The 15,970-nt window shown below is 70.9% G+C and carries 15 protein-coding genes and 1 pseudogene; 7 read left to right on the forward strand and 9 right to left on the reverse strand.

Annotation, left to right across the window (positions count from 1 at the left end; all coding sequences use genetic code 11):
- Positions 1–263: 263 nt before the first annotated feature.
- The 7 genes from ACIOGZ_RS41165 to ACIOGZ_RS41195 form a co-directional block, all read right to left on the reverse strand.
- Positions 264–1,271 carry a hypothetical protein gene (locus ACIOGZ_RS41165; RefSeq protein ID WP_400989733.1) on the reverse strand — a complete coding sequence of 336 codons (1,008 nt, stop codon included), beginning with the start codon at positions 1,269–1,271 and terminating at the stop codon, positions 264–266.
- A gap of 560 nt (positions 1,272–1,831) precedes the next feature.
- Positions 1,832–2,509: a hypothetical protein gene (locus tag ACIOGZ_RS41170; RefSeq protein ID WP_400989736.1), complete on the reverse strand. Its 678-nt coding sequence runs from the start codon at positions 2,507–2,509 to the stop codon at positions 1,832–1,834.
- Positions 2,510–3,081: 572 nt separating this feature from the next.
- A complete protein-coding gene (locus ACIOGZ_RS41175; RefSeq protein ID WP_400989739.1) occupies positions 3,082–3,276 on the reverse strand; it encodes a hypothetical protein in 195 nt (64 codons plus the stop codon).
- Between the two features lie 87 nt (positions 3,277–3,363).
- Positions 3,364–4,119, reverse strand: coding sequence for a hypothetical protein (locus tag ACIOGZ_RS41180; protein ID WP_400989742.1), 756 nt, complete (start codon positions 4,117–4,119; stop codon positions 3,364–3,366).
- 362 nt (positions 4,120–4,481) lie between these two features.
- Entirely contained in the window at positions 4,482–5,876 is a 1,395-nt protein-coding gene (locus ACIOGZ_RS41185; protein ID WP_400989745.1) for a hypothetical protein, read from the reverse strand.
- 208 nt (positions 5,877–6,084) lie between these two features.
- Complete coding sequence (locus ACIOGZ_RS41190; protein WP_400989748.1) at positions 6,085–6,567, reverse strand: hypothetical protein; 483 nt, start codon at positions 6,565–6,567, stop codon at positions 6,085–6,087.
- Between the two features lie 202 nt (positions 6,568–6,769).
- Positions 6,770–7,459 (reverse strand): DUF1524 domain-containing protein, encoded by a 690-nt coding sequence (locus tag ACIOGZ_RS41195; protein WP_400989751.1) that lies wholly within the window; start codon positions 7,457–7,459, stop codon positions 6,770–6,772.
- 505 nt (positions 7,460–7,964) lie between these two features.
- On the opposite strand from ACIOGZ_RS41195, the gene ACIOGZ_RS41200 reads away from it, so the two are divergent.
- From ACIOGZ_RS41200 to ACIOGZ_RS41215, 4 genes are all read left to right on the forward strand, one after another.
- The gene (locus tag ACIOGZ_RS41200) at positions 7,965–8,681 is read left to right on the forward strand and encodes an HNH endonuclease family protein (RefSeq protein ID WP_400989754.1); all 717 of its coding nucleotides are present in this window, start codon (positions 7,965–7,967) and stop codon (positions 8,679–8,681) included.
- Complete coding sequence (locus ACIOGZ_RS41205) at positions 8,678–8,986, forward strand: hypothetical protein (protein ID WP_400989757.1); 309 nt, start codon at positions 8,678–8,680, stop codon at positions 8,984–8,986. Before ACIOGZ_RS41200 ends, ACIOGZ_RS41205 begins: the two co-directional genes overlap by 4 nt.
- 88 nt (positions 8,987–9,074) lie before the next feature.
- A complete protein-coding gene (locus ACIOGZ_RS41210; protein WP_400989760.1) occupies positions 9,075–9,341 on the forward strand; it encodes a hypothetical protein in 267 nt (88 codons plus the stop codon).
- Positions 9,342–9,965: 624 nt separating this feature from the next.
- A complete protein-coding gene (locus ACIOGZ_RS41215; protein ID WP_400989763.1) occupies positions 9,966–10,415 on the forward strand; it encodes a hypothetical protein in 450 nt (149 codons plus the stop codon).
- Between the two features lie 73 nt (positions 10,416–10,488).
- Here the strand turns inward: ACIOGZ_RS41215 and ACIOGZ_RS41220 are convergent.
- Positions 10,489–10,638, reverse strand: a pseudogene (locus ACIOGZ_RS41220) (ATP-binding protein); the annotation flags it as partial.
- 345 nt (positions 10,639–10,983) lie between these two features.
- Between ACIOGZ_RS41220 and ACIOGZ_RS41225 the strand changes: the two are divergent.
- The 3 genes from ACIOGZ_RS41225 (at position 10,984) to ACIOGZ_RS41235 (ending at position 13,325) form a co-directional block, all read left to right on the forward strand.
- Positions 10,984–11,676, forward strand: coding sequence for a hypothetical protein (locus tag ACIOGZ_RS41225; RefSeq protein ID WP_400989766.1), 693 nt, complete (start codon positions 10,984–10,986; stop codon positions 11,674–11,676).
- Positions 11,673–12,425 (forward strand): hypothetical protein, encoded by a 753-nt coding sequence (locus ACIOGZ_RS41230; RefSeq protein ID WP_363632947.1) that lies wholly within the window; start codon positions 11,673–11,675, stop codon positions 12,423–12,425. Before ACIOGZ_RS41225 ends, ACIOGZ_RS41230 begins: the two co-directional genes overlap by 4 nt.
- A gap of 327 nt (positions 12,426–12,752) precedes the next feature.
- Complete coding sequence (locus ACIOGZ_RS41235) at positions 12,753–13,325, forward strand: hypothetical protein (RefSeq protein ID WP_400989769.1); 573 nt, start codon at positions 12,753–12,755, stop codon at positions 13,323–13,325.
- Positions 13,326–13,760: 435 nt separating this feature from the next.
- Here ACIOGZ_RS41235 and ACIOGZ_RS41240 read toward each other — a convergent pair whose 3' ends face one another.
- Positions 13,761–15,755 carry an SMI1/KNR4 family protein gene (locus ACIOGZ_RS41240; RefSeq protein WP_400989772.1) on the reverse strand — a complete coding sequence of 665 codons (1,995 nt, stop codon included), beginning with the start codon at positions 15,753–15,755 and terminating at the stop codon, positions 13,761–13,763.
- Between the last annotated feature and the right edge of the window lie 215 nt (positions 15,756–15,970).

The raw sequence follows: 15,970 nt of genomic DNA on the forward strand, positions 1-15,970 counted from the left end.
CTCCCGCGCGGCCCTCTCCGCGTCGGTCAAACCGCCACCCTGTGCATACCTCACAGCACACGACTACCGGGACCAACCCTCCAACGGCAGGCGAATGCTACTGCTTCACCCATCCGAGCGACATCACGAATTCAACTTCAGTAACTGCCGGTCAGTCACGTGTGATCAGAGGGTGCCCTGGGCTGCCCAGCTGCGACTCGGTCCATGACCACGCCGTCTAACGTCGACCCCCCAGCGTCTGGGTCCGCACTACCGCTGACGGGTCAGCACCCTCGGTCGTAGATCGCCCGCAGCCACGGTTCCCTGACGGCGGGCATCCGCGCGAGAGTGTACCGGAACGCCTCCCTGGACGGCTGGAACGGGTACCACGGGCGCGGCGGCAGCGGGTCGTCCCGCTCCACGCCTGCCGGCAGCCCGCCGACCACCGGCAGCCGGGTCCGGTGCGGCGGGAAGGCGAGTTCGGCCCAGAGCGCGGCATCCACAGGTACCGGCACCGCGCCGGCGCGCGGCTGCCACATGTCTCCGGTCTGCGGATGGACCGGCACCAGCACCAGGTCCGTGGCCGGCTCGCCGAACCCCGGCCCAGCCAGGTCCAGCCGCTTCGCACCTTCCCCGGCGGGCAGCAGCGCGCCAAGTGCCCGGCCGAGGAGCTCCGCGACCGGCCCGGGCGCCACCTCGACCGGGGCGCCCCCGGCGGCCACCACCACCTGGGCGAGGGCCACGCCTGCCGGGATGTCCCGGTACTCGCTCAGGCGGTGCCACAGTGCGCCGGTGGCCAGCAGCTCCGCCCAACTTATGATCGGCCGCTCCGGCGGGCCGGGCAGCCGCACGACCGCCTCCGGGACGAGCCGGACGACCTGCCAGCACCCGCAGTCGTCCATCCTCGTTCCCACCGGCAGATCGCAGCCCAGGCAGGCAAGGTTCGGCCCGTCCCTCCCGTCGACCCCCATGCAGTAGCCATCGGCCCGTTCGAGGATCAGCCCGGTGTTGCGCATGTCGCCGGGCGCGAGGAGAACGGTGTCCGACGGCCCGTCGGACAGCGCGTCGAACGGCGCGAAGCGCCCCAGTTCCACCGCCTCGCGAGCCCCGACCTCGTCCCACTGCCGCCACGGCGGCCCGTACGGTGCGGGGTCGACGGCGTAGGACCCGGCCTCCAGCAGGGGCGGGTGCAGCTTCTCCCAGTGGGTGTCGGCCAGGTGGATCGGCAACGCCACCTCCGACACCGCCGCCGTCAGAACCGCACCGCAGCCCGCACACCCGAACACCGCCAAGCTGCCCCCTCCCGCTGTCGAAGCCCCTGCATCCCACCAAGCAGGCAGACCGGGGAGCAAGGGGTTTTCAGACGACACACCCCACTGACAGGCAGAGCGGGCCTCGATGTCCCGGTCGCAGACTCAGGCTGGATCATGACTCAGGCTCCCTGGCGTCAGTGCTGCGGCACGCGATTTGACTGAAGGTGAGCAGGCCGAGGTGGACGACGGCTCGACACACGGGGCCCTCTCCACAACGATTTGGGCGATCTTCTCTTTGGCTGCAGCGAGGCTGGTCTCGAGTATTTCGATCTCCCCAAGCCATCCTTACCCGCTCCGCCTCGACAATGCGGTCGATGACGCTGTCGCGGATCTCCTCAAGCCGGGGTCTTTCGCGCAGGTCGACCCGGAGAAGCACGCGTGCTCGTGAATGCAGCCAGTGCCGTAGGCCCGCCCACAGACTCCCAGCGAAAGCCTTCTCCGCTCGAAGTGCGTCGCCGAGGGGGATGCCGACGGCGTGAGCCGGCCCCGACTGGACGTCGCACCGAAGCTCCTGGCCAACGGATTGTGGCCTCGCTCGATCAGTGGAAGCGATCCAGGCCGAACGGAGTGAGTTCCCAACCGTCGAAGAAGTCATCGTGGACCCGGACCGCGAGCAAGGCCGCGCTTGCCGGCATCTGCTCCTCCGCGCTCGGCTCGGCCTGTGCGGCGCCAAGATGGAAGGCCACAACAGGGGCTGCGCGATCGGCGGTGGCGTAGGTGAGGGTCTTGGGGCGGCGCGGAGCCTGGGGGCCGAACGTGACCGACGGTGGCCCGAACTCGGCCACGATCTCGGGCAAGGAACGGTCGGTCTCTGACCATGCCACAGCACCGTCGACGACGACGGAGTGCTCAGCAGGCGTCAGCGTGCGATCAAGGCGGAGCCAGCCCCGGCGATGCGCGTCCTCGCCGTACTGCGAGGCAATCACATAGATGTCGGAGTCGGGGAAGGCCCCCCTCAACATCGCCGATGGAGCCAGACGCGCGTTCGTGTCGGGAATCCATACCGAGCCCGCGGTCCGCGGCTCACTCACTGCGATCCGATCAAGAAGACTCGCCACCGTCGACAAGCCGCCGAACTCCTCAGGGTGACGCACCGCCTGGTTGAACTTCTCCAACAGTCGTTCATGCTCCCGGTCGACCCGTTCCGACGGGGCCGTCACGGCCATAACGGGCATCGCGGGACCCGATCCGATGCGTGATGAAACGTCAAGAGCCATGCCGGCAGTGTGTCAGCGCCTACAAGAAGCCGGCAACGATCTGCCTTGTCTCGCCCGGCGCTGCGCCGACGCGGCTCATGAGGGTCCCCCAGGCCCGACGCCCGGCATGCCGAGGTTGACGGGCGCGACGCGGGTCAGCCGTTGGGTCTGTTCACGTTTCTGCTGGAGGAAGGTGAGGGTGAGGTCGATTCCTTCGACTTCTCCGAGCCAGCCCTCGTGTACGGCTCGACTGCGGCGGACTTGGAGGCCGTCCTCGATGTCGTCGAGGCGGGGCGCGTGGCCCGGTCGGGGCGACCGGCCGTCGTGGGCCCGGCTGGGGGTGCGGGTGCGGGGGCAATGCTCCGCCGACCGGTGTGAGGTGCGGGCCGATCTGGCTTCGGTGCCGCATCCGGCGCAGGCCTGCGCTGCCAGGCCGAGCGAGCGGAACACTGCGACGGTCTGCGCGGACACGGCCGCCAGGCACCCCCGTCGGCCAGCGGGCCTTCGGCAAGCGGCATGAGGGCATGCCAGGGCAGGTCCTCCTCCGCCAGGTGTACGTTCTCCCACGTCGCCAGCCCGGCGATGGGAACGCCCTACATCCAGCCGATCCGCGGCACCGTCGTGGTCGACGGCCGGTGGACGACCTCGATCCCCGGGTGGCGGCGGGCCTCGGGCACGTTCGCGGTCAGGGCCAGTTGCAGCTGCTGCACGGCCTGGTCCCGGTCGTCCGCGCCGATCCAGCAGGCCCTGACCAGCTCCCGCAGCCGCATCCACGGGTACAGCATCACTTCGCACGCCCAGCCGTCCGGCCCCCAGCGTGTGGGGCCCAGCCGGACGGGTGGCGGCAGGCGTCAGGGGCCGGACAGGCTGACGAGCTACCGGTCCTGGGAATCCCCGTGCAGCGAGCATGCCAGCTCGGAGACGTGTCGTACCTGGGCAGCGGACAGCCGTCGCGCCTCCCACAGCAGCACTGCGGCGTCCGCGGCCTCCGGTGACGGAGAGGGTGGCACCTCACGCAGGAAAACGCCCGTCAGCGCGGCCAGTTCGCAGGCGTCGATCCCCAGCAGGGCAGCGAAGTCCGTCACCAAGCCCGGCGTCAGCTCCTCGCGACCGGAGCCGATCACGCCGTAGGTGGCCGCCGACAGGTACGTGGGCGTCACGGACGCAAGCGTCCTCGCTATGCCCATCCAGTTCAGGTTGCGGTACTGGAGCATGCGGATCACCCACGTGCCCGGACCGCCGGCGAGAGGCACGAGCGGCTTCGGGGCGAAGCTGGAACGCCGTTCCTCCTGCGGCAGTGAGCGGATCAGCTGGAGAAGTTCACAGCGTCCCGCTTCGGGGAGACGCACCGCATCCGTCACCGTGCTCGCCGCCCACCTCGCTCCGGTGGCGTCCAACGGCGCCAAGTCGTCCGGGACCGCCCACCCCGCGAGGATGAACAGATCGACAGCGTGGAAACCCAGCGCGGGCGCAAGCCGGCGGAGCAACAGCTCGCTGGGGCTCTTCCCCGCGAGCACCGCCCGGACCTCGTCCGCGGCCGACCCAACGCGGTCGGCCAGCTCCTGCGCGCTGAGTTCTCTGTGGTCCAGCAACCACGCCAACATCGCGCCGAACCCGGGGTGCTCCGTCATGCCCGCAGACTAGCCAGAAGAGCGAGTACAGCGTCGGCTTCCACCCGGATCGGGTGCCTGGACCTGCTGCGCTCCAACTTCGATCTCACGGCTGTCCCTCGGAGTCTCGCCCAGGCCTGACACCTAGCAGATCAGGACACATCCAGAGGACACGCTCGGTGCAACGGGACGGCTGAGCCGACCCTGCCCGGGGTTCACGGCCGGCCCGTTCCGCCCGTGTCCCACGATCACAGGGCCTGCCTGCCAAGTTGTGCCGTAGGGAGCACCCTGTGGTCAGTGGTCACCGTCGCGTTGACTTCCGGGCTGGTCACCGGGCCCGTCGCGCTCCGCTCAGACGTCGGGGCCACCATGCCGGGCGCCGGTCAGAACGGCGGCGCCTCGGTACACCCTCCGTCGCCGCCCGCGTTCCTCTTACGCTCTTCCCAGTCGGTCCAGAAGCGCCGTTCCTCCTCCCGCTGCGCGGCCACGCTGGGGATGACCGCGATGGCCTCGGCGAAACGGTCCTGCCGGACGAGCAACTCGGCCAGCTCGGTCGCGGCTCGTGTGCCGGGCAGCGGGCGCAGGCGGGCCATGGCCTCCTCGACGCGGCCGTCCCGGCCGAGCAGCCAGGCGATCGTGGGCTCGCGGTCGTCGACCTCGTGCAGCGCCAGCGCCTCGATCTCGGCGATCGCCTCCCGGCAGCGGCCGGACTCTCCCATCAGCCACCACCGGTTGGAGCGCAGCCAGCTCTCCTCGTTCTCCGCGAGGAACTCGGGGCTGCGTCCTTCGGTGAGGGACAGGGCCTTGTCGTGCTGGCCTTGTTCGACGAGCAGCATCATGGTCGCCTGGAGGAGGTTTCCGTCGTAGAGGTCGTCGAAGGTGTGCTCCACCGCTTGGATGGCGTCGTCGAACCGGCCCTGGCGGATGAGCAGTTCCATCAGCGCGTTCTCGTACCAGCCCGGATGTCCGGCGGCGATGAGGCCGCGCAGGTACGCCTCCGCCTCCTCGGCGCGGCCCAGGCCCTCCAAGGCCGTCACGTAGGAGCACGCGGCGGTCGACCGTTCGGGACCGGTGGCGAGTTCCCGCAGCTCCCCGGTCCGACCGTGGCGCGCGAGCAGCTTCGCGTATCCGTCGACGGTGCTGTGCGACCAGGACCGGTTCGCGGCCACTTCCGCGGCCAGCAGCCCCATCGCCTCGTCCAGACGGCCGGACCGCTCCAGAACCCGGGCCTGCGCGCACGGCACGTCCCCCAGACCGCGATCCGGGTCGCGCCTCCACTCCTCGGCGATCGGGGCCAGCAGCTCCAGCACACGCTCGTCGCGCCTGTGACCCTCGGTCACCGCCACCAGGGCCCACAACATCGCGCCGTCGCGCAGGCGCGGGATGAGTACGTCGATCGCCTCGTCCACCCGCCCGGCCCGGGCCAGCACGCCGGCGTAGTCCCGCCACGCGTCGTCCTCGTCCCTCCCTGATCCCCTGGGGCGTGCCAGCTCCAGTGCCTGCGCGGTGCGGCCCCACCGCAGCAGGACGTCCGCGCCCGCCCGCAGCGCCGGCTGCCAGCCGGTGGCGGTGAACGGTTCGATCACCGCCCAGGCCCGTCCGAGTTCCCCGCCGGCGCACAGCCCGCGCACCGCGCCCTGCGCGCAGGACCAGTCCTCGCGTTCCCGCGCCGCCTCTACCAGCGCTTCCAGGCCGCCGCGCTGGAGGATCTCGTCCACGACTCGCGGCAGGACGCCGCCCAGGTGGCCCGACTGCCATTGAAGATCATCAACATTCACCCAGGTACCCTAGGCTCCCGCACCGACACCGCCCGCGAACGGGCCGATCCGCGGGCGGTGCACCTCAGCCACGGTTCAAGCGAAGGCAGCGGTTGAGGGTCCGCGGCTCGTCATCGCATGGGCCGATCCTGCAGCACACGGCACACCGGGCGGCCGCGCTCTCTCGACCACGCTGCCGGCGAGTTCCGCCGGATTTCCACCACCGCGGTCAATCGTCGCCCAGGCCGAGCAGGATCACGAAGAACTCGGCCGTGACTCCGGCAACGACAACGTCGATACCGTGCCGAGTGACGGGCGTCCACGCGCGGCCGTCCCCCGTTGCCTCCATGTTCGTGACCCAGATCGTGTCCCGGCCGAGCAGCTTCGCCACCCTCGTAGCCGCCCGCTTCGCATGATCACGGTCCCGGAGCGGGTGCCGCGAGTAGACGAGATCGAAGGCCGAGAGGTTGGTCATCAGCTCGATCGCGCCGGCCTCGTCGACGGGCTCAAGCGCCGACTCGACCTCAAGGGCAGACGTGGGACCGGCCGCTCCCGCTACGGCCTGGTGCGCCCAGTCGGCCTGGGCGACCACGGCGAGGCCGAGTACCTGCTCCGCAATGGTGGCCTCTGAGATCGCGCCCCACTTCGCGTAGACATGACTGGGCGTGGCCAGTGAACTCAGCAACGGCGCGACTTCCTCCAAGATCTCCACCTAGGCATCTTGCCAGGTCGCAGCCCATACGCGGTCCGGGGATTCGCCAGCTGACAGGCTAGACCAGGTGGAGCTCGCGGCCGGTCGGGGCCGGCGGCCGCCCCCACGGGCAGCGGGCGACGGCCACCAAGCCTGGGGGACCCAGCGCTCAGGCCCGGACGGGTGGGATGGTCAGGCCGGCCCGGGCAGGCGAGGGATCCTGTTATCCGCAGGTGTCGAGCATGGCGTTGAGAGCGGCCTTCTCCGGATCGGTGATGCTCAGCCCGTACGCGTGTTTGACGTCGCCCCAGGCGCGGGCGTAGGTGCACCAGGAGCCGGTTGCCGGGGGCTTCCACTGGTCGGGCGACTGGTCGCCCTTGCTGCGGTTGCTGGAGGCGGACACGGCCACGAGCTGCGAGTGGACGAGGTCGTTGGCGAAGGCCTTGCGGCGCTCGGTCGTCCAGCCGTCCGCGCCGGAGCGCCACGCGTTCGCGAGGGGGACCATGTGGTCGATGTCGGCCTGGGAGGCGGCGGTGAGGACCTTGCCGTCGTACGGGCTGACCCAGGTACCGGAGACCGCCCGGCACTCGGAGTCGACCTGGACGCCCTGCCCGTCGCGCTGCAGGACGACCTCGCGCGTGTCGCACTTTCCGGACTGGGTGATCCAGTGGGGGAACTGCGCCCGCGAGTAGCCGGCCATGGAATGCGGGGCCTCGACGACCAGGGTGTCGATCTCGGTGCGCACCTGCGCGGCCGACGGCGGCTCGGGCAGCGCCCGCTGCTGGGCCGGGGCGGCGGCCTGGAACGGGGCGCGCGGTGTCGCGGCCTCAGCAGCCTGCGGGAGCATCACGCTCGAGAGCAGCACCGCCGCCGCTGCGATCGCGCTTGCTCGTGCCGTCGTTTTGAAGTTCATACCTGGCAGCCCTTCGCCGAAGCCACTACATGGTCACGTCACGTTCTTGATGCCTTCCTAGCGGATACAGGCTCATCCCGGTCCGAAAATCGAGGAGTTCACCCTGCATGGGCGAACACGTCTCCTGCTCGCCAGTCAGTGTTGACCACCACGGTCGATGCCCTCTCAGCGGTCCGGTCCTGCGTTCTCCAGCTGTGACCCCATAGATCCCGGCGCCGCGGTACCACAGAGGGGCACGCAACCCGCGCCCTTGACGGTGTGCGGGCTACGGCGGACTCGACTGCCACCGTGGTGCCCGAGAACGGCTGGGCCTGCCGCGGTCGGGCACGTGCGGACCACCGCCCTTACTGGCGGACCACGGGGCCAGCCGCAGGCCCCAGGGGTTCGGCGACGGCCCGGGTACCGGACGGGGGAGCGCGGGCAGGAGCTGGTGTTGCGAAGGACACGTGGGCGCTGTGGCGCGCCGAGTTGATGGCAGGCCGTCGGGGCGGACAGGCTGTCGGCCATGCGTATCTCCTCCTTGTCCTTGCGGCGGGCCGCGGTCGGCGCGAGCGTCGTGTTGCTCGCGGGCTCGCTGCTCGGCGCGTGCTCGAAGCCGGCCGGTCACGGGACCGAAGCGAAGCCCGCCCCGCCGGCCGGCTCGGCCGGTACGGGGGTGTGGCCGGGGCCGAAGCCGTCGGCGGTCTCCGCGGCGCGGGCCGAGCTGGCGGCGCTGACGGTCGCCCAGGCCCGCCCGATGACCGGCTACTCGCGGGACCGATTCCCGCACTGGGCTTCGCAGGGGCAGTCCTGTGACACCCGCGAGACCGTCCTCAAGCGCGACGGGCAGTCGGTGGTCGCCGACGCCCAGTGCAAGCCCACCTCCGGGACCTGGGTCAGCCCCTACGACGGCCTGACGTTCACCGCCGCCAACAAGCTCGACATCGACCACGTCGTCCCGTTGGCGGCGGCCTGGCGCGCCGGGGCCGACAGCTGGACCGACGACCAGCGCAAGGCTCTGGCCAACGACTTGAGCCGGCCGCAGTTGCTCGCGGTCTCCGCCGCCTCCAACCGCAGCAAAGGCGATCAGACCCCCGACCAGTGGAAGCCCCCGTCCCAGTCCGCCTGGTGCAGCTACGCCAAGGCCTGGACGGACGTGAAGGCCTACTACAAGTTGGCCGTCACCGACGCGGAGAAGGCCGCTCTCGGCCAGATGCTCGACACCTGCCCGGCGGGATCATGACCGCCCACGACCGCCCGGCCGACAGTCCCGGGGACGAGCCGCTCGTCACGTCCGGCATCACCGCGGGCCCGGGCGGCGTCATGACCGTGGAAGTCGGCGTCATCACCGGCGACCTCACACTGCGCACGGCCTGGGACGGCCGGCAGGTGCTGTTGGACGTCCAGTACGACGGGGCCGACGAGTGGTACAGCGTGGAGGGCAGCCCCGTCCCGGCCTCTGACAGGGCGTCCGCCGAGGCCGTCCACGAGGCGATGACCGAGGCCGTGAAACGCGGAGGCGGAACGGGGACAGAAGGCCTGGCCTGAGCCTGTCGGCCCGTCACGATGGCGGAGGGAAATGCCAGGAACTCCGCATCGAGGGGTACCTCGTCTTCGAGAACGGGATGAAACGCGCATGAATCGTCACCAGCTGTTGGTACGCCTGGACGAGGCGGGGGTGAGCAACCGCTTCTACGGGATCAGCACTCGGGATCTGTCGACGTTCGACCACCTGCTGGAGGCCGTCCCCGTTCTCGTCGAGGGCGCCGACGGCCGGTGGTCGATCGACGTCTGGGAGCGTGGCGAGAGACGGGTCAAGGCGAGTTTCGACTCGGAGGAGGAAGCGTGTTCCCATCTCTGCGCCGACGTCATGAGGCAGTGGGAGATCTACCGCTCCCGGTGAGTCACCGCTTCCCTCGTTCTGGCCTGCTGGCCGAGCCGGACTCTGGCGGCGCACGTGACGGGCCATAGTGCTTGCCGTTGCCCGGCTGGACTACAGGTGCTGGAGCGCTTCGTGGGCCGTGGCGGCGTGGACGAAGGCGTCGATGTCGAGGCCGGCGGCCAGCTCCCCGGGGTTGCCGCTGCCCCCGGAGATGTTCGAGGCCAGCCAACCGGCAGTGAATGCGGTCGGGATCCCGTACTCTCCCCGGGGGGTGAAGCCCCGGTGGCAAGGAAGTAGACACCGAGGTAGTCGCTGTCGCGTTCGGCGAAAGTCACGGCGAATCGGTCGGCGAGCACGCCGGACAACTCCTTGGCCGTGTAGGCGTTTGTGCCGTAGATGTCGAAGACGGTCATCTGAGCATTCTCCTCATGCCGCATGGCTCCGTAGGTGACAACGGGTTCTGGTCCAACTTCTGGACCAGAACCTGAGTTTGGGCAGCAGACGTTGATCTGCTGCCGTCGAAATGTCGCTGGGTTCCGAGAGCACCCATGCGGCGTGTCGACCCGAACTCGCGGTCGTGGCGGTCAGTGGGGTGGAATGAGTCCGATCGGGCCATGGGTCTGACGATCGGACTGGAGTGCTTGGGTGGGGACGATTCTCAAGGGCGTGAGCCGCGTGCGCTGGCACGAGTTGAAGCATGCCTATGGGTCGGCGGCAGATGTTCCCGGCGTGCTGTCGCGGATCGCGTGGGGGGACTCCCGGGCGAGTGAGGCGGCCCTGAGCGATCTCGCTCTGTGGATCGGTGAGCTGGCAGTCTTCGACGCGACTGTCGCCGCTGTTCCCTTCCTGTGGGACCTCGCGGTCACCGAGACCGTGAAGTCCCGGGCCAGGGTAATCGAGTTGCTGCAGGCGATCCTCGAACACGGCAACCCGCCGCAGCCGAAGGTGCAGATGGACGCCCACCAGGCCGTGCTGAGCCGCCGACCGACAGCGGACCGGCTCACCCACGACGGTGACCTTGTGGTGAGGGCAGCGGCTCAGGACCTGCTGGCTGCGATCGACAGTCATCTGAGCGAGTCCTGCTGCCGGGTTTGATGCAAGGGCCTTCCCTGGTGCTCTGATGGCGGCCGTCGTGCGGCCTGACCAGCCGAGGAAGGCCCGAGAACGGTCAGCTGACGGCTTGCTGCTGTTCGGCGCGGGCGCGGGTGGTGGCGAGGCGGTAGGAGTCGGTTCCGGTCTCGATGATGTTGCCGCCGAAGGTGAGGCGGTCGACGATGGCCGCGCAGAGACGGGGGTCGGTGAAGGTCTTCGTCCAGCCATCTGGGGCTGGCACTTGTTCCCTCACACGAGTTGCCCCTGCCACCTGGCCGTTTCCTGTTCCTGCGGTCCTCGTTGGTTCTCACGGCAGAGGCCGGGCTTTCAAGGTGCTGCCTTGACCGTTCAGGTGCGAGGCGCAGCTGAACCCCGACGCCTGGCTCGCCGCCGAGATCACCGAGCTGCGCCGCTGCGCCGCCGATTCCGAGCCGCCCGCGGCCGGGGAGGTCGAGGCCAGGGCCGCCGCGGCGCGCCGCCGGGCCTACGCCGACATCGCCGCCGCCTACACCCACCTGCGCCGCACCGGCACCGTCCCGCCCCTGCCCCTGCCCGCCGTCGAGGAGAAGCCGTGAACGACACCGCTGCTGATGAGGAGCTGAGCGACAGCGACGTCTACGCCCGCCTCCACCGCCTCCTCACGGAGATCGACAAGGCGGACTACGCGTCGGACCGTCAGATCACTGCCGTCCTGTTCGCCGCGCTCCACTTCTGCGCCGACTTCCCCTCGTCCGGCGGCATGCAGCACGTCTACCGGACCACCTACGGCCTGCTGGTCGGCCCCGGCGCCCACTACCGGGACACCACCGGCGATTCTCAGCACACTGCGGTGCGCAGCGTGCGCCGCCTGGCCGGGCGGATCGTCGCGCAGAGCGTCGCCAATGACCTCGCCGCCCACCCGCTCTTCGGCCACCGGTACCCGATGCGTGAGGCGGTCGAGAAGATCATCAGGTACACGTGGGAGCAGCACGGCAGCGCCGCGATGGCGTGCTTGGCCCTGCATCGCGAGGCGACCGCGTGGTCGGAGGAACTGCGAGAGGCCGGGTTGCACCGGACGGTCCAGGTCCTCGCCTCAGCCGCCGCCGGTGACGGTATGCAGGCGCTATGCCGCCAGCTGTGCATGTACTACGCCACGACCTACAGCCACGGCCGGGGCCGCGCCCTGGGGGCCGCCCTGCACCGCGTCATCTTGCTGTCCAAACTCCACCCGGCCCACGCCGCGAACGTGGGCTACGCGCGCAAACCCCGGCAGGTGGTCTCGTGATTCCCGCCGGCACCAGCGCGCTCAGCCACCTGCTGGACACCGTCGCACTCGCCGAACACGACGCGCAGCACGTCCGCTACGCCCCGTCCGCGGTCCTGTGGCGCGCGGTCAAGGGCGCCGCGAGGACTGCGGGCGACAGCGTGGACGCCGTCGCCGAGCGCACCTACCGGCTGGCGTTCGGCGACGGCGCTCCGCTGGGGAGTCGGACCTCGGCGCAGGCCGTGGACAGCCTGGTGGCGCGACTGATCGCTCAGTGGGCTGCCGGGCGTGCCGACGCCCATCCGGTCCTGGCCGACGCGTTCGCCCTGCGGCTCGCCCTGCGCCGGGCCATCGCCTCCCGCTGGCCCCTGACACTGCACCGCCCCGCGGCCGCCGAGGCCGACCGGCCCGTCTACGGCTACCGCGTCGTCGACGGCGAGACGGTCATCCGGCCGCGAGGTGCCCAGCAGCGACGGTCGCCCCAACTAGACGCTGTGGCGCTCAGGAGGGAGGCCGCCCGCCACGACCGCGTGCTGGGGGCGGCAGGACTGCGGGACGTGCTGCGGACGTTGTGCGGCATGGCCACGGCTGGTTCGGCGCAAGCGGACAGGATTCTGGTGCTCCGGCACAGTGGAACGCCGTTGCGGGTGGACCGTGGACTCGCTCTCGGTCCGGCTCTGCTAGACGTCATCGCGCAGGCGAGGGCGAGTCGGCTGGATCTGTGGACCGCCGACCAGGCCACACCGCGCTCTGCGATCGCCGCAACGTGAACCGTGCTGGTGGTGCAGGCTCCCAGGTCGGCCCTGCACCACCAGCGCCGTCTCACCCTCGTGAACTCGGTGGCGCGGTCGGAGGCCTCTCCCAGGCCGGCGGTTCTGGCGGACAAGCTGGCCGGGGGAGTCCTCAGCCCGACCCCGTCGGCCGAAGGCGCGCGTCGCCCTTGGCTCGGCCGGTCGAAGCGCCAGGCAGGTTGCCCGGGCGGCCAGGCTCACCCCCTGCGGCCCGGGCAAGACCACCCGCACGGGCCTAGCGGCTCGGATAGAACGGACATGTCGACGGTTCAGCCGATCCGTCGTCCCACGAGAGGAATCGATCACATGAGCATCTTCGCGGATCTCGCGGCCGCCGCCGCCGAACTGCGCGAGCGCCCCCACGACGAGCAGTTGGCGTACCTGGGACAGCTCCTGACCGACGAGCGGCTCGACCGGTGGGCCGGGCAGGCCGCGGTGGTGCCCGGCCAGGGCAGCGTCCGCGACGAGCTGCACAGCTTGCGGACCCTGATCGAGGTCCGGCGCGGGGACCTGTCGCAGTTGTTGGGCATCCTGCCGCAGGAGGCGATCGAGAGGCTTCTTGACCCCGAAATCGCCCACTCCTGGACGAAGTTGGACGCGGCCTCCACCACCTGCGAGAAGGGCCTGGGTGGTGCGCGTTCGACCATCACCGCTTACCGCGGCTTCGTGCACGCCGATGCGCAGGACGCGGAGCGGCTGCTGGGTACCCTGATCGGCCGGATCGAGCGGTTCCCCGTCGAGGTCCGCAGGAACCGGGCCGCGGCCGCGCGCGGACTGCGCGCGGCGCACGCCGCCCTGGAGCGGCGGCTGCGCACCGCCGCCTGTGCCCTGCCTGCACGTTCCACCGAGCGCCTGCTGGCGCGCGCCACCGCCGCCTGACCGCCGCCCCTGCGACCCGCAAGGGAACCAAGCGCCCATGGACACCACCGACACCCAGCCCACCGCCGCCGGGCCGCGAACCGTCCGCCCGGGCGAGCAGGCGTCGCGGTGAGCCGCAGCAGGCAGGTCGCCCCGCTGGCCCGGCACCACGCCGAAACCACCGGCGTCGCCCTGGCGATGGACTACGACCAGGGCCAGGCCACCGGAGAGGACGGTGATCGGAGGCTTCAAGGCCGCCATCCTCGCCTCCGAACCGGACCCGCTGCGCGACATCCTGTGACCGCTCCCGCTGTGCCGGCGGTTCCGGCAGACCGCCCGGGCCCACCTGCTCTCCAACGACGGCACGGCGAGCGACTGGCAGCAGGTCAAGCGGCCCGGCCCGAGGATCTGTTGGGACTCGGGCCGGCGCGACCCGCCTCAGCTGAGCTGCCCGAGCTACACCGTTGTGGAGCCGGGCGTGCCCGGCTCCACAACGGTGCTGGGCCGGATCGCAGAGCCGAGTGCGCCTCCGAAGGTGACGAATGCGTAGGTGTCGCCAGGCTCCGGCGGGCGGGTCCAGGAACGGGTGGTGAAGGTGTGCAGCCGGCCCTCGGTGAGGGCGAACCGGGGCAGGCCCACGCCGAACTCGGCGGCGATCGCTTCCAGTGCCCGCCGCTCTCCTGTGCGATCCGGTTCCCCCGCGCCGTCCGGCCCGCCCTGACCGGGGGCGGCGGGGGAGACGAACAGGGCGGCCGGGTCGAGTGTGGGAGGTATCGGGCCGTCACCGCGGTGGATTTCGGAGCCGTCGAAGGTGAAGGCGTATCGCTGGACGCCCTGCTCGGCGGCGGAGAGGTGGAACAGGCCCCGTTCCGGCACGCACCACACCACCAGTGCACGGGCGCCGGGTGAGGCGGCCCCGTCCTGTGAGGCGGTGACGGCCGGGGACACGTAGCGCGCCGCGTCGTAGCTTGCCGGGAACGGGTCGAAGGCGAAACTCCAGCTGGCACCGCCCGCGTGGCCGACGGTGACGACCGCGCAGTCGTCGTAGGTCGGGCTCGCGCCGCCCTGGAACAGGCTCCGCTGGAGCTCCTCGCGCGTCATCGGCGCACTGAGCTCCGCGCGCTCGCCGCCCAGCCGCGCGGGCAGTTCCGCCGGGGCCGCGCCCTCGACCAGCACGAAGCGGTACGGCCTCGGGTGGCTGTTGTCTGATGGTGGCCCGGTCAGCCAGGCGAGCCCGTTCTCGCTCTCCGGCACATCGTCCGGCCCGGTCCCCGGATCTGCCGCGGTCGCGTTCGGCCCCGCGGCTCGCGGGGTGGCCAGCAGGATTCGTCCCCGCTCCGGAGTGATCACAGGTCCGAGGACGGAGTCGGCCAGTAGCCCGACCGGCGCGAGGTGGTCGGGCCCGAGCGGCGTCCAGAGGGGGAGTCCGGCGAGCAGGATCTGCCAGGCGGCCTCCGTGCGGCCCCAGCGTGCCTGCTCGCGGGCCCGCTCGACGGCCTCGCCGAACGGGCCCGGAGTGTCGTAGCGGAACGTCCCCTCCACCACCTCGCGCAGGATCTCCTGCGCGGCCTCCCGGCGTTCCTCGGAGCCGGCCTCCACCTGACGGGGCCAGTCGGCCGCCTCCCGCCGCCACCGCACGTGCTCGAGCGCCAGCAGCGGGACCAGCTCCCGGAAGTAGAGCGTGTCGCGGGCCAGCCCGTCGTAGGACAGCATGTACGTCTCCCCTTGGAGACGGCGCAGCTGGTCGAGCATGCCGTGGGCCCGGGGCCGGCCGAACCCGGCCGCCTCGGTGAGTGTGACGGCCGCCCGCTCGTACGCGCCGCTCAGCGCGTCCAGCCGGCCCGTCTCCACCAGGGCGTCCAGCCGTCGGGTGGTGTCGTTGGCGAACGCCCGGCCCTCACGGTCGGCGTGGTTGGCGGCGAGGCGATGGAACTCCTGGTACTGCGCGAGCATGAACTCCTGGAAGGAGGAGTACCTGGTCGGCGGACAGTGTGCCCACGATGTGTGGCAGTAGACCGCCCACTCGCCGTCCTCGTCCGTGTCCAGCGGATCGAGCAGGACGGTCGTCATGTCGGATTCGACGTCCAGCTGCAGCGCGCGTTCCCACATGCCGTCGAGCTCACCGTCGTGGTAGTACTCGCTGAGGCCGTGTCCGTCTTCGTGCCAGCGGGCCTGTCCGGTGCCGGCCAGCCGGTAGATGAAGCCGCCCGCGTGCCGCCAGCCGTCGGTGACCGACAGGAACGCCCGGTAGGACGGCGGAAGCTGACATCCCAGCCGCTTTTCCGCCGCCGCGATCCGTTCCGCGGAGGCAGTCTCGAACCCGAGCCAGCGTGCCCGCCAGGCCCCCTCGTCCTCGGCGGACCTCAGCTCGTCCGGGGCGTCGTACGCGTCGGCCCACTCCTCGCTCCACCGGGTCAGGAACGAACGCCAGTCGAAGGTCTCCTCGGTCATGGCGGTGATGCTTGCACGTACCACTGACACTGATAGTGCCAACCGGGTCCCCGGCGGTCGTGGCTCTGCCATCGCCCGACGCACTCCTACTTGTTGCGGGGTTCCTGACCGTCAGCGGTTCCGCCGTGGGACTGGCACCACGCTGGTGGCGCGTCGACCTGCCGGGGGAGGCTGTCACCGCTGGGGGCTGTTCAGCACGAGCCGACAGGTCGGTT

The sequence above is a fragment of the Kitasatospora sp. NPDC088160 genome (genome assembly GCF_044741445.1).
Classification (GTDB): Bacteria; Actinomycetota; Actinomycetes; order Streptomycetales; family Streptomycetaceae; genus Kitasatospora.